Below are 18694 nucleotides of genomic sequence, written 5' to 3'. Positions count from 1 at the left end.
AATGTCCACCGAAATCGAATTTGCCGACGACGATCAGGCATTCATCAATTCGCAGCAGTTCCAGGACATCAAGAGCTGGACGCACGACCATCTGCTCAGCCGCATCGAGGAGCTAGGCGCGGAATTCGGCCGCTGGTCGCGCGCATCGATCCAGCAGTTCGTCGAGCTGGAAGTCGACAGCTTCGTACGGCTGCGGCGGGTGCCGATCAACGACCGCGAGATGCAGCTCATCTCCGATTCGCTCACCAAGGAACTGGCGGGATTCGGGCCGCTGGAAGACCTGCTCAACGATCCCGCGGTGGAAGACATCCTCATCAACGGGCACACGAACGTTTACGTATCGCGCAATGGCGTGCTCGAACGCGAGACGCTGCGCTTCGCCGACACCGAGCACGTGATGCGCATCGTGCGCCGCATCCTCGCACCGCTGGGCCGTCGGCTTGACGAAGCCAACCCGATGGTCGATGCGCGGCTGCCCGACGGGGGACGCATCAACGTCATCATCGAACCGCTGGCCATCGACGGGCTTTCTGTATCGATCCGGAAATTCCGCAAGGAGCCGCTCACACCGGCAGACCTGGTCAAGCTCGGTACCTTCGACGCAGGCATGGCCCAGTTGCTCGAGATCGCCGTGCGCGCGCGCTGCAACATTCTCGTCAGCGGCGGCACGAGCTCCGGCAAGACCTCGCTGCTCAACGCCCTCGCGAGCTTCATTCCGCCCGCCGAACGGGTGATCACGATCGAAGACACGGCGGAACTCTCGCTCGGCCACACTCATGTGGTGCGCCTCGAAAGCCGCCCCGGCGGCTTCGACGGCACAGGCGTGGTTTCGATCCGCGACCTGCTGCGCAACAGCCTGCGCATGCGGCCGGATCGCATCATCGTCGGCGAAGTCCGGGGCGCCGAGGTGATCGAGATGCTGCAGGCAATGAACACCGGCCACGAAGGCTCGATGGGCACCATCCACGCCAGTTCCCCGCGCGAATGCCTCTACCGTCTCGAGATGCTCGCGGGCTTTGCGGGCTACCAGGGCAGCGAAGTGAGCTTGCGCCGCCAGATTGCCAATGCCATCGATTTCATCGTGCAGATCGGGCGCATGTCGGGCGGCCAGCGGCGCATCGTCTCGCTGAGCGAGATCACAGGCGTCAACGACAACGTCGTGGCGATGCAGGAGCTTTACCGCTACGACCCGATCGTGTCGCCCGACGGCGAAGAACGCGACCGATGGATATCCCTCGGCATCGCGCCTCACTCGCCCAAGATCACCCGCTTCCGTCAGATGCTGACGCGTGCGCAAGGGGACCGCCGTGGATGAAATCCTGCTGGGCATGGCGTGCCTTGCGCTGCTGCTCGCGGCGGCAGGCATCCTGCTTTGGCAATGGGCGCGCGGGCGCCAGGAGCGGCGAGCCGCCTACCGCCACCTGGCACAGCAACTCGAGGCCAAGGCCGTGGCTGTCGCCGTGGAAGCTTCGCTATCAGCTTCGCCGCGCACCTCGTTCATCGACACGCCTGGCAGCGGCATCGCGGCAGACCCGTGGATGAATGCTGGCGGCGAGCCGCCACCGGAGCCGACGCACAAGGCACGCCTGCAGGCACTGTTGCCCTCCTGGCTGGAAGGCGCCGTTTCGGTGCAGGCGATCGCGCTGTGCGCTTTCGCGATCGTGGCACTGAGCGCGGTGGCCGGCCTGTTCGCCGGCTGGATCAGCGCCGCTGGGACGTTCGTCGTGCTACTGGCCCTGTCTCTGTTCGGGCTGTGGCTGCGCCTTCAGAAGTTTCGCCGCCAACTGGTCGGGCAGCTTCCCGCATTCATCGATTCGATGGTGCGCCTCATCACCATCGGCAACTCCACGCAGGCCGCGTTTCAACTGGCGATTTCATCCACGCAGGCGCCGCTGCAAAACTATCTCGAGCGCGCGGCCAACCTGGTGCGCGCCGGTGTGGACCTCGACCGTGCGCTGCACCAGACGGCAGCCAGCGTGCGCGTCGAGGAGATGTATCTCCTGGCATCCATCCTCGGGCTGGGCGTGCGCTACGGAGGGCGCGCGGACCTGCTGCTGGAGCGCGTTGCGAACTTCATGCGCGACCGGGAGCAGGCCCAACACGAACTCGTCGCAATGTCGGCCGAAACACGGCTGTCGGCGTGGATCCTCGGTCTCCTGCCATTGGGCGTGGGCGGCTTCATCATCATTTCCAACCCGGGCTACTTCCTGCGGATGTGGCACGACTCCACCGGCCAGATGATGATTTTCGGCGCGGTGGGCCTGCAGCTGCTTGGCACCGTTTTGCTCTATCGCCTGGCGAGGTTGACATGACGTTCACTCCCACGCAGCTCGCCGCATGGAGCCTCGCGCTGCTGGCGCTCGGTCTTTGCACCGCGGCGGCGGGCCTGATGGTCAACGAAGCGCGGCGCGCCCGGCGCGGCAAGGCTATCGGCCGCGCACTCCATCGCGACGATGCGGTCGTCTCGCCGGTCGTCGATGGCCTGTCGGAAGTCGAGGCCGCAAGGCGCGCCGATGCCGACCTCCCGCTGCATTGGCTCAACACCCGGATCGGCAAGGCCCTGGTGGCCGACGAAGACCGGCGGCTGATCGACCAGTGCGGATTTTCCTCGGCGCGGGCGCAGCTCGTCTTTCTGGTCACACGGCTCGCGCTGGCCATTCTGTTGCCCACGCTGGCGCTGCTGTTCTGGCCCGGAGCGGTCTCGACGAGAAAGCTCACCATCATCGCGGCGTCGGCCATCGGCATCGGCTTCATGATTCCGAAGTGGCTGCTCGGCCGACTGGCCGCCAAACGGCGCGAACGCGTGGCGCATGAGCTGCCGCTCTTCATCGATCTCCTGCGGCTTCTTCAGGGTGTGGGCTTGAGCCTCGACCAGAGCCTGCAGATCATGGCCAACGACTTCTCGCACGTCATGCCGGTGCTGGGTTACGAGCTGAATCTCGCCAACAGCCAATACAGCCGCGGCCGCACACGCGAGCATTCGCTGGCACGCCTGGGTACATTGCATGCGAACGACAACCTCGCGGGCATGGTTTCCCTGCTCGTGCAGGTCGATCGCCACGGCGGCGCCGTCCAGGAACCCCTGCGCATATTCAGCGACCGGTTGCGCGAACACCGCAAGTCGGAGATGAAAGCGCGCATCGGCAAGATCACCGTGAAGATGACCGGTGTGATGGTCAGCACGCTCCTGCCGGCGCTCGTGATCGTGACCGCCGGCCCAGGCTTCATCGCCATCATCCGTTCACTGGGAGCCATGTCCAAATGAACATCGCCTTGCATGACTCGAAGTGCGCCTGCGCGTTGCTCGCGGCCCTGATGATGCTGGCCGGCTGCGGCGGGCCCAAGGGCCTGTATCCGGCTGCGGCCGATGCGCAACAGCGGATGGCCGCAGAGGCTGCCGCGACGCAAAAGAACGCGGCGAACATCGACACCGCCGCAACGTACATGAAGCTCGTCGAGCAGATGCAGACGGACGGCCTGTGGTTCGCTTCGCTTGCACACATCGATGCGCTCGAACAGCGCTGGGGTGCCTCTCCTGATTCGAGCCGCATGCGCGCCGACGCGCTGCGCCAGACGGGCGAGACTGCAGGGAGCGAGGCAGCTTACAAGCGCCTGATCGGCACGCCGCTGGAGGGCGCCGGCTACCACGGCCTCGGACTGCTGGCGGGCGGGCGCGGCGACTATCCCACAGCCGTTGCGCTGCTGAAGGAAGCGCAACGGCGCAATCCGACCGATGCGGTGCTCCTGAGCGACCTGGGTTACGCCAGCCTCCGCGCAGGGCTCGTCGCGCAGGCGCGCCTGCCGTTGATGCAGGCACTGCAACTGCGCTCCGACAACCCCCAGGCACAAGCCAACCTTGCGCTGTACCTTGAAGTCACGCAGCAAAGAGCGCAAGCCGACGCGTTGATGGAAGCCCACCGCATGTCGCCCGCGACGCGCGAAGCGATTCGCGAGAGTGCACGGCAACTGGGCAGTGCGCCGCTCGCTGCCGTGCAGCCGCTCCCCCGGGCGGCGACCATGGGGACATCGATCTACGACGACAGCACGGCGCCGCTCAAGCTCAAGGCGGCGCGCTGGCCCGGCATGGGCGGCCAGCAGGCCAATGCAGGCGCAATGACTTCCCGCAGTTCGATCTCACGAGGCACAGAATGAAGAACCCTTTTTCCCGCCTGAGGGCCGCCGGGCCGATGGTCGGCCTTTCTCTCTCACTGGCCGCCGCCATCGCCTCTGCACAGAACGCGCCCGCACAAGACGACACGGCCAAAGCCGCACCGCAGGCAGAGGCCGAGTACGACGAAGCACCGCCCCTGCAAGTTGGCGATGCCGCGACGAGCCTGCTCGCAAGGCAGCGAGACGGCAGCTTCGCATCGCCCACGGCGCGCCCCATTGCGGGTGATGTCGCACGCCGAAGCTATGAACGCTATCTGAAGAGCTTCGAGTATCCGATTCCCGAGCGCATGAGTTCGACGGTCAAGACCGGCAGCAGCGCGGGCGGCAGCAGGTAGCCGCTGGGCTTCGCTTTTCGAACGACGGCACACCATGAAGCTCTCGCGCTCCAGCACGAATCCGCGTACCCAACGTGGCGTCTATGCGCTCGAGTTCGCCATCGCGTTCCTGCTCTTCTTCACCCTGCTCTACGCCATCATCTGCTACGGCGTTCTCTTCGCCATCCGCTTCGGATTGCAGAATGCCGCCGAGGATGGTGCACGGGCAGCGCTTCGGTATCCGGTCGGCGCGACCACCAGGGCTGCCAAAGCGCACGACGTCGCGCGCGACCAGGCCAGCGGCCTGCTGCCTGTCGCACCCACCGTGGATGCGAAGATCTGCCAGGTGGCCAGCAACGATTGCTCGGCCACCCGCGTGTGCAGCATCCTGTGGGAACAGCGGTGCCAGATCGTGGTCACGATCACCGCATCGGGCCTCAAGGACATGCTGCCGCCGCTGCCCGCTTTTGCCGTGCCCGATACCCTGGTTGCCAAGGCGAGCATGCTGCTCGACGGGAGAACACCATGACGCAGCGCATCGCAACGGCGCGGGAACGCCCCCGGTCCGCCGCCGGGCACCGATGCCACCAGCGCGGAATTGCAGCGATCGAGTTCGCGTTCGTCTTCACTTTCCTGTTCCTGGCCATCTACGGCATCGCTACGTTCGGGGCGGTCCTGTATGTCCAGCAGACCGTGTCGCGAGCCGCCGAAGACGGTGCACGCGCGCTATCGCAGCCTTCCATGATGGGTCTTTCGGATGACGCCCTGCGCAGGCAGAGGGTCCAGGACGCCATCCACGAATCCCTGGCGGGTTCGCTGGTCGTGCCGGAAGCCAGCAGTGCAGACATGGCGAGCCGCCTAGGCTGGATCAAGAGCCACGTGAACGTGAATGTGGTGTTGACGGGTGCGGGCGGCTCCGCGCCTGCTACGGGAGCGGTCGTGACCGTGGCCTATCCCTACAGCGCCAACCGCCTGCTGCCTACGCTGCCTCTTCTGGACACCAGCCGCTGGATGCCGGACACGCTGACGGGCCGGACAACCGCCGTGCTTCCATCCTGAAAGGCGCGCCATGAGACACGCATCGAAATCATCCCGCCAACGGTATCGCGGATCGATCATGGTCAACACGGCCATCGCGATGAGCCTGATACTGATCGTTCTGATCGGCACGGAACTCGGCTACCTGTTCTTCATGAAGAGGGAGCTTCAGAAGACGGTCGACCTAGCCGCACTGGCAGGCGCCCAGGCACTCAAGCCGTCCGCATGCGGCGTTGCTCAGCAGGCTGCAAAGGACAACGCCGTAAAGAACTTTCCGGTCGGCATCGACCCGCTGACGGATGCCGAGGTGGTATGCGGCAACTGGGACCCGGTGTTTCGCGCCCCTCCGCTTTACTTCGGCGCGCCGAATGCCGGGGAGAAGTTGAATGCAGTGCGCGTTTCCATCACGCGGAGCCCTTCGATGCTGCCGCTCTCGTTCACCGGAAACGCCCAGCATTCGATCGTCGTTTCCGCCATCGCGTACCAGGCGATTCCGCAGGCGGCGCTCAGCATCCGGAGCACGCTGGTGAGCATCGACACCAAGCAGTCGACACTGCTCAATGCACTTTTTGGCGGCTTGCTGGGCGGCTCACTCGCCGTCCAGCCTGTTGGCTGGCAAGGCCTGCTCAATACCGACATCCAGTTGCTGAGTTTCCTCGACCAACTAAAGCTCGATCTGCACATCAGTGCCGCCAACTACGACCAGGTTCTTGCTACCAACGTCGACGCAGGTGTTCTGCTGCAGGCCATGATCTCGGTCATGGAACGCGGAGGCAACACCTCCGCCTTCACGCTGCAGGCCTTGCGCGATGTGCTGGTGGGCGTTCAGGCCTCTCCATTCACCCTCAAGCCTGGCGACCTGCTGGGCATCGCCAGTGGAACAGACGCTGCAGGACTGAGCACCAATCTTCAACTCTTCCAGTTCGTCCAGGGGATGATCCAGGTCGCGAACGGCAAGAACGGGCTGGCGGCCGATGTGCCGATCACGGTACCGGGCATCGCCAGCATCACCACGAAGGTCCAGGTGGTCGAGCCACCACAGGTCTCGGCGGTGGGAAACCCCGAACTCATCAACCCCATCCTCGGCGTCAGCGACCCTAACAAGATCTACGTGCGCACCGCACAGGTTCGCCTACTTTTGTCCGTGGACCTCGGTGGAATCACAAACCTGCTGTCGAACGTGTCTTCCACGGTGACGGCGACTCTCTCTCCACTCGTCAATTTCCTCGACGGTGTCGCGAGCTTGAACCTCGGCACCATCGTGCCCGATCTAGTAGGGCTGGTCGGCTGCGGTGGCCTGCTACCTGCCTGTCAGCCGCAGAAAGTCATCTACACAACCGCGCTCCCCGCGCTCATCGAAATAGGTATCAGCTCGGGCAACGGGTCCGCACTCGTAACCGATCACACATGCAACTCTAGCGACAGCAAGTCGCTGGACGTTCAAGCTAACAGCAGCGTGGCGCGCCTCAATATCGGCAGGGTTTCGAACATCTTCTCGTCCTCTCTTCCCGCAACGGCCGAGCCAGTGGGCATTGTCGAGATCGGATACCGCGAGGCCAAATTCGACAGCTGCGCTGTTCTTTCACTGTCCTGCAGTGGCAAGAAGTGGAGGGATGCAACCGGGAACTTCGTCTCAGACATCAACAGCGCCAAGAAAACCGTCATCTCAGGCCTGGGTCTGGTTGTCAATTCGGATATCGGAGGCAGCGTGAGCGGCCGGGCGCTCAAGTACACGGCGCCAGCTGCAGCGAATCTGCCGGAAATCGATGCGGCGCCGTACGACGGCGCGGGTTCCGACCCATCCTTCAAGGCCATCAGTGCCACATCGCTCGTTCAGAGCCTTGGACCTGCCTTGGGTGGCATCCAAATCCAACCGTATTCGAGCAACAGCAGCGGCGTGCTTGGCGGATTGCTCAATGGCACCCTGAGCCTGATCAGCGGCCTTATGAATAGTCTGCAGACGGTGATCACGAATGCGCTCGCCCCCTTGCTCGATCCCGCAGTCAACACGTTGCTCAATCTGCTGGGAATCGATCTTGCGCAAGCAGAGGTGGGAGCACGGCTGTCGTGTCAGGGCGGTGCACAACTGGTTTATTGAATCGATTCTCATGAGTGTCCCCAACTTCGACGAACTCGACCTCTTTGTCTGGGAAGGCAAAGCCGACATCCTCGACCGCATCGCGCGGTGCATGGCGAGCTTCGACGTGGAGGTTGTCAGGGCCGACGGCATGCCGCCTCCGCCGCAGGACCGCGGCACGGCGCTGCGCCCGTCGGTGGCGATCATCAGCGTCACCGTCATCGACAGCGGCGGGCTGGCGCATGCGACCGAGCTGCTGCAGGGCATGCCGGTGATCTGGGTCGCCGCAGGCTCGCGCGAGCGCGACTCGCGCACCTATCCGCCCGAGTACCTGCACGTGCTGCCCTACGACTTCACCTGCGCCGAGCTGCGCACGATGGTCGCGAAGCTGGTGCGGCAGCTGCGCGCGCGCGAAGTGGCGCCGCAGGCGCCCGACGTTCTTGTTGCGCACTCGGAGGCGATGAAGGCGCTGCTGGCCGAGGTGGGCGCCTTTGCCGACTGCAACCACAGCGTGCTGGTGCGCGGCGAAACGGGCGTGGGCAAGGAGCGCATCGCGCAGCAACTGCACCTCGGGCATCAGCACTACAGCAAGGGCGCGTTCGTGGCGGTGAACTGCGGCGCGATTCCCGACGGGCTTTTCGAGTCGCTGTTCTTCGGCCACACCAAGGGCTCGTTCACGGGCGCGGTGCACGCGCACCGCGGCTACTTCGAGCAGGCCACGGGCGGCACGCTGTTTCTCGACGAGATCGGCGACCTGCCGCGCTACCAGCAGGTGAAGCTGCTGCGCGTGCTGGAAGACAGCGCGGTCACGCGCCTGGGCGCGACGGCGCCGGTGCGGGTCGACTTCCGGCTGGTGGCGGCCACCAACCGCAACCTGCGCGAGATGGTGGCGAGCGGCGAGTTTCGCGCCGACCTGTTCTACCGGCTCGCGGTGATCGAGCTGCACGTGCCCAGCCTCGAGGAGCGCGGCGAGGTCGACAAGATCGCGATCTTCAAGGCGCTGCTGGGCAACGTGCTCGGCGACGAGCTCGAAGCGCTCGGCGAAACGCCGCACTGGCTCAGCGATGCGGTGGCCGAGACCTACTTTCCAGGCAACGTGCGGCAGCTGCGCAACCTCGCGGAGCGCGTGGGCGTGATCGCGCGGCAGCTGCACGGCTGGGACCAGAACCTGATCCAGCGCGCGATTGCGCTCACGCGCGGCACGCCGGCACCGGCGACCCCGAGCGAGCGCAACGGCATGGGCAACGGCAACGGCTCGCTCGATGGCAGCAACGACCGCAAGGGCTGGAACAGCAGCGAGCGCAACCGCATCATCGCGGCGCTGGAGATCAACGACTGGAAGCGCCAGGACACCGCGCAGCACCTGGGCATCAGCCGCAAGGTGCTGTGGGAGAAGATGCGCAAGTACCAGATCCTCGACGGCGAGCCAGGCATCCCCGAAACTGGATAGGCTCGCCCCCAGGCTTCGCGCACTTCGTGTCGCTTCTCCTTCCCCCTACCGGGGGCAACACCTGAGGCCCGGCAAAGCCGGTTCCTCGGTGTTTCACGAAGGGGCTTCGCTTGCCTCGTGGATCAGTTGGTGCCGAGCCTTGTGGTCCTGCGCAGCGGTGGGTTTGCGAACGACGTGCCGGGCGAGCGGTCGACCGTGGGCTCGGCCGCGCAAGTCGTGTTGCTCGAGATGCACAGCGCACCCAGCAGGCCGTCTTCCGTCAGCACCTGCCGCCTCGGCGCGCCAAAGAGGCGGTCGATCCAGCCGTTGGGGCCGGCCGGGTCGATGCGCAGTTCGCCGGTGGTGCGCGCCAGGCGCAGCTCGGAGATGCGCAGGTCGAACACGCCATCGATGTAGTCGAACAGCAGGGTGTAGTAGTCGAGCTGCGCGTCGAGCACCTTGGGCAGGGTCTCGCGGCCGAACTCCATGAGGCGGCGGCGGCCGCGGAAGGCCTGGCCGGCCGTGCTCACGGCTTCCATCAGCTGGCGCTCGCGCTCGCGGCCCGACACGGTGCGCGCCCACGATGCCGACGTGAGCTCGAACAGGTTGAGCTTCACGCTTTCGAGCTTGGCTTCCTGGTTGGCGACTTCGGCCAGCGCCGACTTCAGGCGCAGCTGCCGATCGAAGCCGTTGCCGAAGTTCCAGTTGAGTTCGAAGGCGGCGCGCGTCGGGTCTTGCGGCGACACGCCGCGCGGGTCCTTGCTTTTCACGAGCACGGCGTCGAGCGAGGGGTAGAGGCTCGCGTCCTGCTGGTCGGCCAGCGCCTTGGCGCGGTCGATGCGGCCCTGCGCCTCGGCGATCTCGGTGCTGCGCGACTCGGCGCGGCGCAGCGCCTCTTCCTGCGAGGAGATGCGCCACTGCGCCGGCGCCGCGAGCACGGGCAGCGACTCGGCATTGGGCGAGAACTTGAAGTAGTTGCGGAACTTGGCAAGGGCCTCGTCGCGCTGCGCCTCGAAGTCGGACTCGCGCGCGGCCACCAGCGCGCGCCGCGAGGCCGCCATGTTGAGGTCGTTGTCGCCGCTCACGCCCAATGCCACGCGGCGGGCTTCGGCCTTGGAGATTTCGGCCACCACCTCGGTGGCCTTGTGCGCGATCTGCTTCTTCAGGTCGAAGCGCTGCACCTGCAGGTAGGCGGTGAGCGCATCCAGCACCACCTTCTGCGAGGTGGTGACGACGGCCTCGTCGTCTGCCTGGTTGGCCGCTTCGGCGGCGCGCTGCGCCGCGCTCATTGCGCCGCCGTCGAGGAGGCTCACGCGCGCCTCGGCGGTGAGCACGGTGTAGCTCTGCGTCTTGGCATTGGCCGCGCCGCTGTTGTAGTTGCCGGACGAGGTGCCGAACTTGAAGCGCGGGTAGCGCGCCTGCCTGGCCGCGTCCACGCCGTAGCTGCTGGTGTTGGCCGCGGCCTGCGCGGTCTGCACTTCGGGGTAGTCCTGCGACAGCGCGACCAGGGCCTGCTTGACCTGCTGGGTGTAGCTCGCGGCGCCGAGCGAGGGCGGGGACAGCCGGCGCGCGAGCAACAGCCGGGCACCCGCCTCCTGCTGCTCCTGCGCGAAGGCGACGGGCGGCAGGACGAAGCTCGCGCACAGCGCTGCGCAGACAACGCCGGCGCCCATGCGGCGTCGGTCGGCCGGTTGGCGGTACTTCATGGTTCGCGGAAGGCTTCGCGCCGCAGCTTGAGCACAGGTCGCAGGATGTACCAGATGAACGGATCGGTGCCCACACGCAAGTCCACTTCGGACTCCATGCCGGACGTGATGCGGTTCTCGTCGCGGCCCACATGGGACTGCGACATGCTGATGAGCAGCCGGTAGTACGGCGCGCCGCTGGCGATGGCGGGGTCGCGGTCGGCGTCGGCCGCCACCAGCTTGACCTTGCCGTCGACGGCACCGTAGCGCAGGTAGTCGTAGGCGGTGATCTTCACGCGCGCCGGCTGGCCCACTTCGATGAAGCCGCGGTCGTTGGGGTTGAGCCGCGCCTCGACCATGATCTCGTCCTCGTCGGGCACCACCTCGAGGATGGATTCGCCGGGCTTCACGACCCAGCCGGGGCTGGAGTTGCGCAGGCCCTTGACGATGCCGTCCGACGGTGCCTTCACCACGGTGCGCGAGCGCTGGGTGCGCGCGCGCGCCAGGTCTTCGCTCAGGCTCGCGAACTGTCGCTCCACCGTGGCCAGTTCGTCCGACGCGCGCCGGCGAAAGCGCCCTTCGGCCTCGGCCATCTTGGCCTGTGCCTCGGTGATGGACGCGTTGGCGGAGATCACGCCCTGGCGCGCCACGGCGAGTTCGCTGCGCACGCCTTCGGCCTGCCGGCGCTTCTCCAGCACCTCGACCTGGCCGACCAGTTTCTCGCTGAACAGCTGCTCGGAGATTTCGAGCTCCTTCTGCATCAGCGCCAGCCGGTCGCTCAGGCCCTTGACCTTGGCCTGCTGCTCCAGCTGCTTGCTGCGCGCCTGCTCCAGGCCCGACACGGCGCCGGCCATGACACCGCGCTGTTCGAGCGCGCGCGCCTGGTAGGCGCCGGTCTCGCCTTCGAACACGCTTTCGTCGATGTCGGCGGCGAAGGATTCACGCTTGAGCGGCTGGCCGCGGCTCTCGGCCATGAGCCGCACGCGCGTGGCCTGCGTGGCCGCGTAGCGGGCCGAGAGCTCCTCGAAGTTGAGGCCGCTGCCGCCAAGATCGATCTCGACCAGCGACTGGCCCTGCTTGACCTTCTCGCCTTCCTTCACCAGCACGTTGCTGACGATGCCGCCTTCCAGATGCTGGATCGACTTGACGCGGTCCGAGGGGATCACGCGACCGGGTGCGACAACCACGGTTTCCATCGGAAAACCGAGGCCGACCAGCGCCAGCACGCCGATTGCGCCGCCGATGATCCATTGCCGCCGCCGCCCCTGCGGCGAGGCCTGGGCCGCGCGCCTGTCGTTCTCGTCCTGAAGAATCTGCGGCAAATCTGATTTCAAGTCGCGTCCCCGATCACTCGTCATTCGCTCTTCGTTCGTTCTTCGTCACGCCATCGAACGAGAGGCAGCGGCGCCCGCGCCGTCTTCCGCATCGCCCAGCGCCACCAGCGGCTTCTTCACGCCGAACAGCTTCGGCACCATCACCGCCGCCGCGCCCTGCTCCACGTTGCCCTGCCCCGTGACGTGATAGACCACGTTGGCGGCGGAGACGATGCGCAGCGAATGCGTGACCACCACCACGGTGCGCACCTTGGCCACCGCGAGCAGCGTGGCGAGCAGGTTGCGCTCGCTCTGAAAGTCGAGGTCGTTGCTGGGCTCGTCGAGCACCAGCACCGAAGGTTTGCGCAGGAAGCTCATGGCCAGCGCGAGCTTGCGCCGCTCGCCCACCGACACGCCGGTGCCGCCTTCGCCGATCATGGTGCGGTAGCCGTCAGGCAGCCGCGAGATGAAGTCGTGCGCGCCCGAGAGCTTGCAGGCCGCGACGATCTGCTCGTCGCTCTGGCCGGGCGCCGTGCGGCGCATCACGTCGATCAGCGAGCCGCCGAACCAGTAGACCTCCTGCGAGAGGTAGCTGATCCAGCGCGACAGCTCTTCGCGGCCGAACTGCGAGAGGTCGTACTCGCCGATGCTGACGATGCCGCGCGTGGGCGTGTACAGGCCCGACAGCAGCTTCACCATGGTCGACTTGCCCGCGCCGTTGCGCCCGACGATCACGTGCAGCCCGCCCGGGCCGATGTCGAGGTCGACGTTTTCCAGCACCGGCTGCTGCGCGGTGTCGGTGAAGCTGAAGCTCACGTCCTTCAGGGTGATGCGGCCGAGCGGCTGCGGCAGGGTCATGCCCGTGGGCGGTTTCTCGACCGGTTCGCACAGCACGCTCTCGAGCCGCTTGGCGGCTTCCTTGGCGGTGGCCAGCGAACGCCAGTTCGACACCAGCCCGGCCACCGGCTGCAGCGCCTTGAGCGCCAGCATGTTCGAGGCGACGAGGCCGCCCACCGTCATCCACTGCTCCATCACCGAGACGGCGCCCACGGTCACCACGATGACCGAGAACACCGTGAGCAGCACGGTGGTGCCGTCGCGCGCGGTCTCGATCTGGCCGTTCTTGCTGAAGCTCTCGGTGAGCCAGGCGTTGTAGGTCTGGCGCCACATGTCGCTGATGGGGCCGTCGTTGGCCTGCGTCTTCAGCGTTTCGCGCGCATGGCAGATCTCGGCGGTCATGCGGTCGAGGCCGCGGCCGCGCTGCACTTCTTCCACGCGGCCGGCGCGGACCTCGTCGGCCCACCACCAGGCCAGGAACGACATGATGGCGAGAAACGCCGCCACCACGGGCAGCACCGGCAAGGCGACGATGCCGATCACGGCGAGCGCGAAGATCGCCATCGGCAGGTCGAAGATCGATTGCGCGAGGCCGCCGGTGACGGTGCCGCGCACCGAGCCCACGTCGCGAAAGTATTGCTGCCACACCGAGGCGGGACGTGCCTCGAGCGCGCGCAGCGGCCGGGCCAGCATCGATTGCAGCAGGGCACCGGAAACGCCGTGGTCGATGATGGCGCCCGCGTTGCGCAACAGGCGCGAACGGCGTGTGCGCAGCCAGAACTCGATGCACAGGAAGAACAGGATGCCGCTCACCAGCGCAGCGAGCGTCGAGAAGCCGCTGCGCGACAGCACGCGGTCATACACCTGCAGCAGGAAGATGGAGGGCAGCAGCCCGAACAGGCTGATGGGAAGCGAACGCCATGCCGCGCTCTTCACGAGCGGGTAGGCCGCGCGGAACGCGGCGTTCAGTGCCCCGGCATAAGGACTGGCACCCGGCTCGTCCGGCGTTTCGGCAACCAGCTGGCTGGGCAAGAGAAACTTGATCATGGGAAAAAGCCGATCCGTCGTGCAATGACGCCTGAGCCATTATCAACTGTTACCTCACTGTTACAAGGCAAAAATTCACGCTCCGGCCAGCACCAGTGCGATGTTGGCGCACAGCAGCATGCAGAGCACCCAGGCGCACAGCAGCTGCGCCCAGCCCAGCCACCAACGGCGCATCGGCGGCCGCCGCCGCGGCGGCGCCTCATGGTCGAAGGGCGATTGCGGAAGTACATCCCATCTCGTGCTCATGGCAGTGCTTTCAAAACCCGGGCCAACCGGGACAGGCCTACGCCTGCGGAACTCTTCGCCAGCACCCAGTCGCCGGGCTGCAGCAGCCCGCCGAGCGCGGTCGACAGGTCGGACACATCGACGAACCAGTGCGAGCGAACCTTTGTACGAATGCGCGCGTGCAGTGCCCGCATCAGCGGGCCGCACAGCAGCACGCGGTCGGGCTGCGAGGCCAGCAGCTCGGCCTCGAGGTCGAGGTGATGGCGTTGCGCGGCGGGGCCGAGCTCCTGCATGTCGCCAAGGATCGCCACGCGCCGTGCCGGCTCGCAGGGGGCCTGCGACAGCATCTCGAGCGCCGCGCGCATGGAGCTCGGGTTGGCGTCGTAGGTCTCGTCGATCAGCTTGAAGCTGCCGCCGCCGATGTGAATGGTGTGCAGCGCACCGCGGCCGCCCGGCGGCTCGAAATGCGCGAAGGGCTCGACCGCCGCGGCCAGCGGCAGGCGCATGGCCTGCAGGGCCGCAAGCGCGGCGATGGCGCTTGCGCCCATGTGGCGCCCCGGTGCATTGAGCCGCAGCTGGAAGGGCTCGCCCGCCACCAGCGCCTGCACCTCGCCGTGGTCGAAGGCGAGCAGGCGCACGTCGGCGTCCTCGTGCTCGCCGCAGGTGACGATCTGCAACTGCCGCGCCGTTGCCGCTTCGGCGAAGGTCGCGAACTCGGGCATGTCGCGGTTGAGCACCACGCTGCCGCCCGGCGCCATGGCTAGCAGGATCCGGCTGTCGAGCCGCGCGGCGGCTTCGGTCGGGCCGCGGTGCTTCTGCGACGCGGCCGAGAGCCCCGTCACCACCAGCAGCGAAGGCCGCACCAGCTGCGCCGAGGCCGGCATGTGCGAGGTGCCCATCTCCAGCACCCAGTAGGCGGCGTGCCGTGGCATGCAGGTCATGTTCCAGGCGATGCCCGATGGCAGGCTGACGTTGCCCTCGGGCTGGCCGACCTCGCCCCACACGGTGAGCGCGCCGGCCAGCATGGCGGCCACGGTGCCGCTGGCGACGCCGTTCGCCGCGCCGCTGCCGAGCACGCCGCACACGCGGCCGGTGAACTCGGCGCGCGCATGATCGCCCAGCTCCAGCACGGCCTGCAGCACGTTCGGCACCTTGAGCACGGGCACGCGCTTGTCGAGGTGCGGCTTGGGGTCGGTGCACAGCACGGCGGCGGCCGGCTGCAGCACGCCCTTGAGCGTGACGGCGGCCAGCGGCGTCTTCGACGGCCGCGCCTGGTGGTCGAACACCACGCGGCCCTTGCGCATGAACGAGCGCTGCGCCACGCCGGTGGCGCGCCAGCCGTCCTCGGGCTTGACGACCCATTCGCCGCCGGTGACGTGCGCCATCTCGCTCGCGGTCCAGGCGGCGCCGTCGTCGCGCACGCCGGCACTCCCGCCGCCGCTCGTGCCGCCCGTACCGGGCAAGGTGCGCCGCTCCACCAGGTAGCGGTGGTAGGCGGCGAAGCCCGACAGGTAACGCTCCACGTCGTCGATGCGCACGCGAAACGAGTGATGGCGGATGAAGAACGAGCCGACGATGCTCGACGGACGGCGAAGGTACATCGCCATCTCGGGCCAGAAGAAGCCATTGAGCAGGTAGTGCGCGCGGTAGTCGAGCGCGCGATAGAACTTCTCGGTGTCGAGCTCGTCGAGCAGGTGCCGCATCGCGGGCATGCCTTCGAGCCGCTGGAGCATCTGCTGCGCGGCCAGCATGAGTTCGAGCAGCGTCGGGAAGGTGGTCTTCCGGTCGAGCACGAAGTCGAGATACCCCGCCACGTTCTGCAGGCCGAAGCGGAAGTACTTCTCCTGCGGGCTCCAGTGCGTGAGTTCGTGGACGCAGCGGCTGAGCCAGTGGTCATGCACCTGCCAATGCTGGCTGGCAATGAAATGGTCGAAGGCCTTCTCGACCGCGGCCAGCCATTGCGGCTCGCGTGTGAGGCCGTACAGGCGCATGAGGCCGTAGGCCGCCTCGCCGTCGTAGCAGACGATGCGCGAGGCCTGCTTGAGCGTGAGGTCGGCCGCGTGCAGCACGTGGTTGAAGCGGCCGGTGGCCGCATCTTGCAGCGACACGATGCCGAGCGCGAGCTTTTCCAGCAGCGGCAGCCAGTGGCGCGTGTCCATCAGCTCGCAGTACTTCACCAGCGCGAGCACGCAGGCCGCATTGCCGCCGAGCTTGATCTCGCCGCCGGTGTCGACCAGGAACGCCACCGCGCGCCCATCCGCCAGCGTGTAGTCGCGGATCAGCGAGGCCGTGAGATGGTCGAGCGAGCGGTCGATGGCCGCGCGCAGCGTTTCGTCGCGCGTGAGCTCCCACGCCTCGAGCATGGCGTGGAGCGCGCTCGCATGGCGCGCCGCGTCGTAGGTCGGGATGCGGCGATCGAAGCACGGGAAATAGCCGTACACGAAGAGGCCGTCGCTCTGCACCTGGCGCGCGAGATACGAAGAGCCGCTGCGCACGAGGTCGAGCACCGACTGCGGGTTCAGCGCCGGCAGCTGCCGGCGGCCCGCATCGAGCCCCGTACCCACGAGCTTGTGCACCACGCCATCGGGCTGGCAGAACACACCCACCGTCGCCAGCAGGTAGACCGGCTGCTCCGAGGGCATGCTGTCCAGCGGCGGCGAACACTGAAAGCGCTCCTGGCCGTAGACCTCGAAGTTGCGCGGGTTCACCACCGAATGCGCAATGGTCGAGTCGCCGCACAGCATGGCGTTGGCATTGAGCTCCTGCTCGGTGAAGGCGAGCGCGAAGTCCTGGTCGAAGGCCAGGCCGAGGCGGAAGTAGTTGCGCTTGACGGCGGTGAGCTGCGTCTTGAACTGCACCCACTCCATCGGGCTCGCGCCCTCGACCCAGTCGATGCGCAGCCACGGCGACACGACGCCGCGCTCGCGCACCCAGCGCTCGACGCGCCCGGCGCCTTCGCGCCAGGCGGTTTCGAATTCGGTGGCCCGCGCGTGCACGACGTGTGCGCGCTGCGCGCCATCGCTCACGGAGAAGAACAGCGTGAACGCCGGATAGGGGGCCGGCAGCGCCGCGCACAGCGAAGCCAGGCGTTCGTGGCAGGCGTGGAGCTGGTCTGTGAAGGACATCATTCGGCCCCGATCCAATGCGGGAGACCGGCCGCGCCCGTCATCTGCTCTCGCTTCGATGGCGTGTACGCAGACCGGGAACTGCCGTCGAAGTCATCGCGGTGATCCGGCTTCAGCGGTAGCTGAATTCGGCTCGGCGATTGAGCTGATAGCCCTCCTCGGTGGTTTCGGTGGACGCGGGTTTCTCCACGCCCCAGCTGATGGCCTCGATGCGCTCGGCGGGCACGCCCAGTTGCGTGAGCGTGCGCTGCACGGAGTCGGCGCGGCGCTGTCCGAGCGCGAGGTTGTATTCGCGCCCGCCGCGCTGGTCGGTGTGGCCTTCGATCACGATCCGGCTCGCCGGCCGGTTGCGCATGAAGCCCGCATGTGCCTCGACGACGTTGCGGTCGCCGGGCCGGATGTTGTACCTGTCGAAGTCGAAATAGACGATCTTCGCCACGCCGGCCGGTCCGTTCTGCACCGGCGGCGGAGGGGGCGGCTCCACCTTCGCCACCGGGGCGGCCGCGCCCTTGTTCGAGTAGTAGTAGGTCGCGTCGTCGCGGCCCGTCTTCGGGGCCGCGCAGCCCACGAGGACTGCGCCGAGGGCGACGATGGCCAGTGTCTGGAAATTCTTCTTCATATCGATCCTTTCGGGGGACAGGCCGGTGGCGGCCTGTCCCTGGTGCTGCGCTCCCCCACTGCTCCTTCTGCGTTCTTGTTGCCGTTCAGCCCAGCAGGCCGTGCAGCACGTTCGTCACGGGCGACAAGGCGGTGCCGGTCGGGCTGTGATCGACCAGGCTGGTGATCGGGGTCACGACGTCGGTCACCAGCGGAGTGACCGCGTGCGTGACGCTGCCCACCAGGTCGCCGGCCGGGGAAGCGGCCCCCGAACCGGCCAGGATGTCGGTCACCGGGGCGAGCAGGTCGGAAACCGCGCTCGTCGGGTTCGATGCCACCGGAGCAGCATCGGTCACGCCGCTCACCACGCTGGTGACGGGCTCCAGGATGTTTGCCACCGGGCTGCTGCCACCCGACAAGCCGCCGAGCAGGCTGCCCACCAGGCCGTCCTGGCCCAGGAGGCTGCCGACGAGGCCGTCGTTGCCGACCACACCATCGAGCAGGCCGCCGGTGCCGCCACCGGTCGCGCCGCCGAGGACGCCGCCCAGAAGACCGTCGTTGCCGAGCACGCCGTCGAGCAGGCCGCCCGTGCCGCCACCGGTCACGCCGCCGAGGACGCCGCCCAGAAGGCCATCGCTGCCGAGCACGCCGTCGAGCAGGCCGCCGGTGCCGCCATCGGTCACGCCACCGAGAACGCCGCCCAGAAGACCGTCGCTGCCGAGCACGCCGTCGAGCAGGCCGCCGGTGCCGCCACCGGTCGCGCCGCCGAGGACGCCGCCCAGAAGGCCATCGCTGCCGAGCACGCCGTCGAGCAGGCCGCCGGTGCCGCCATCGGTC

The 18694-nt window shown here is 67.2% G+C and carries 15 protein-coding genes and 1 pseudogene; 9 read left to right on the top strand and 7 right to left on the bottom strand.

Translation table 11 applies throughout. From position 1 onward, the window contains the following. Position 1 precedes the first annotated feature (1 nt). The 9 genes from ACCC97_RS25080 to ACCC97_RS25040 are packed head-to-tail and all read left to right on the top strand — an operon-like array spanning position 2 to position 9049. Positions 2-1315 carry a CpaF family protein gene (locus ACCC97_RS25080; protein ID WP_413335659.1) on the top strand — a complete coding sequence of 438 codons (1314 nt, stop codon included), beginning with the start codon at positions 2-4 and terminating at the stop codon, positions 1313-1315. Beyond that, positions 1308-2312, top strand: a complete 1005-nt coding sequence (locus ACCC97_RS25075; protein WP_413314316.1) for a type II secretion system F family protein — start codon at positions 1308-1310, stop codon at positions 2310-2312. Before ACCC97_RS25080 ends, ACCC97_RS25075 begins: the two co-directional genes overlap by 8 nt. After that, a complete protein-coding gene (locus ACCC97_RS25070; protein ID WP_413335657.1) occupies positions 2309-3265 on the top strand; it encodes a type II secretion system F family protein in 957 nt (318 codons plus the stop codon). Before ACCC97_RS25075 ends, ACCC97_RS25070 begins: the two co-directional genes overlap by 4 nt. Next, positions 3262-4152 (top strand): hypothetical protein, encoded by an 891-nt coding sequence (locus ACCC97_RS25065; protein ID WP_413335655.1) that lies wholly within the window; start codon positions 3262-3264, stop codon positions 4150-4152. The genes ACCC97_RS25070 and ACCC97_RS25065 overlap by 4 nt, the downstream gene beginning before the upstream one ends. Further along, positions 4149-4505: a DUF3613 domain-containing protein gene (locus ACCC97_RS25060; protein WP_413335653.1), complete on the top strand. Its 357-nt coding sequence runs from the start codon at positions 4149-4151 to the stop codon at positions 4503-4505. The genes ACCC97_RS25065 and ACCC97_RS25060 overlap by 4 nt, the downstream gene beginning before the upstream one ends. Positions 4506-4539: 34 nt before the next feature. Then, positions 4540-5013, top strand: coding sequence for a TadE/TadG family type IV pilus assembly protein (locus ACCC97_RS25055; RefSeq protein ID WP_413335651.1), 474 nt, complete (start codon positions 4540-4542; stop codon positions 5011-5013). Then, on the top strand, positions 5010-5543 hold the full coding sequence (locus tag ACCC97_RS25050; RefSeq protein ID WP_413335649.1) for a TadE family protein: 534 nt from the start codon (positions 5010-5012) through the stop codon (positions 5541-5543). Before ACCC97_RS25055 ends, ACCC97_RS25050 begins: the two co-directional genes overlap by 4 nt. A gap of 10 nt (positions 5544-5553) precedes the next feature. After that, entirely contained in the window at positions 5554-7620 is a 2067-nt protein-coding gene (locus tag ACCC97_RS25045) for a TadG family pilus assembly protein (protein WP_413335647.1), read from the top strand. Positions 7621-7630: 10 nt separating this feature from the next. Next, positions 7631-9049: a sigma 54-interacting transcriptional regulator gene (locus ACCC97_RS25040; protein ID WP_413335645.1), complete on the top strand. Its 1419-nt coding sequence runs from the start codon at positions 7631-7633 to the stop codon at positions 9047-9049. Positions 9050-9171: 122 nt separating this feature from the next. Here the strand turns inward: ACCC97_RS25040 and ACCC97_RS25035 are convergent, their stop codons facing one another. From ACCC97_RS25035 to ACCC97_RS25005, 7 genes and pseudogenes are all read right to left on the bottom strand, one after another. Then, positions 9172-10734, bottom strand: coding sequence for a TolC family protein (locus tag ACCC97_RS25035; RefSeq protein ID WP_007838300.1), 1563 nt, complete (start codon positions 10732-10734; stop codon positions 9172-9174). Continuing rightward, entirely contained in the window at positions 10731-12047 is a 1317-nt protein-coding gene (locus tag ACCC97_RS25030; RefSeq protein ID WP_413335643.1) for an HlyD family type I secretion periplasmic adaptor subunit, read from the bottom strand. The genes ACCC97_RS25035 and ACCC97_RS25030 overlap by 4 nt, the downstream gene beginning before the upstream one ends. Before the next feature lie 45 nt (positions 12048-12092). Beyond that, entirely contained in the window at positions 12093-13910 is a 1818-nt protein-coding gene (locus tag ACCC97_RS25025; RefSeq protein WP_056595321.1) for a peptidase domain-containing ABC transporter, read from the bottom strand. Between the two features lie 75 nt (positions 13911-13985). Further along, positions 13986-14156, bottom strand: a complete 171-nt coding sequence (locus ACCC97_RS25020; protein ID WP_007838293.1) for a hypothetical protein — start codon at positions 14154-14156, stop codon at positions 13986-13988. Then, on the bottom strand, positions 14153-17263 hold the full coding sequence (locus tag ACCC97_RS25015; protein WP_007838289.1) for a glutamate ligase domain-containing protein: 3111 nt from the start codon (positions 17261-17263) through the stop codon (positions 14153-14155). Before ACCC97_RS25015 ends, ACCC97_RS25020 begins: the two co-directional genes overlap by 4 nt. A 109-nt stretch (positions 17264-17372) precedes the next feature. Further along, a complete protein-coding gene (locus ACCC97_RS25010) occupies positions 17373-17879 on the bottom strand; it encodes an OmpA family protein (protein ID WP_007838288.1) in 507 nt (168 codons plus the stop codon). A gap of 85 nt (positions 17880-17964) precedes the next feature. Then, a pseudogene (locus tag ACCC97_RS25005) lies at positions 17965-18694 on the bottom strand (hypothetical protein); the annotation flags it as partial.

Source organism: Variovorax sp. Varisp85 (genome assembly GCF_047304045.1).
Taxonomy (GTDB): Bacteria; Pseudomonadota; Gammaproteobacteria; order Burkholderiales; family Burkholderiaceae_C; genus Variovorax.
Note: the sequence above shows the minus strand (reverse complement) of the source record. Positions and strands in the feature narration are given on the sequence as shown.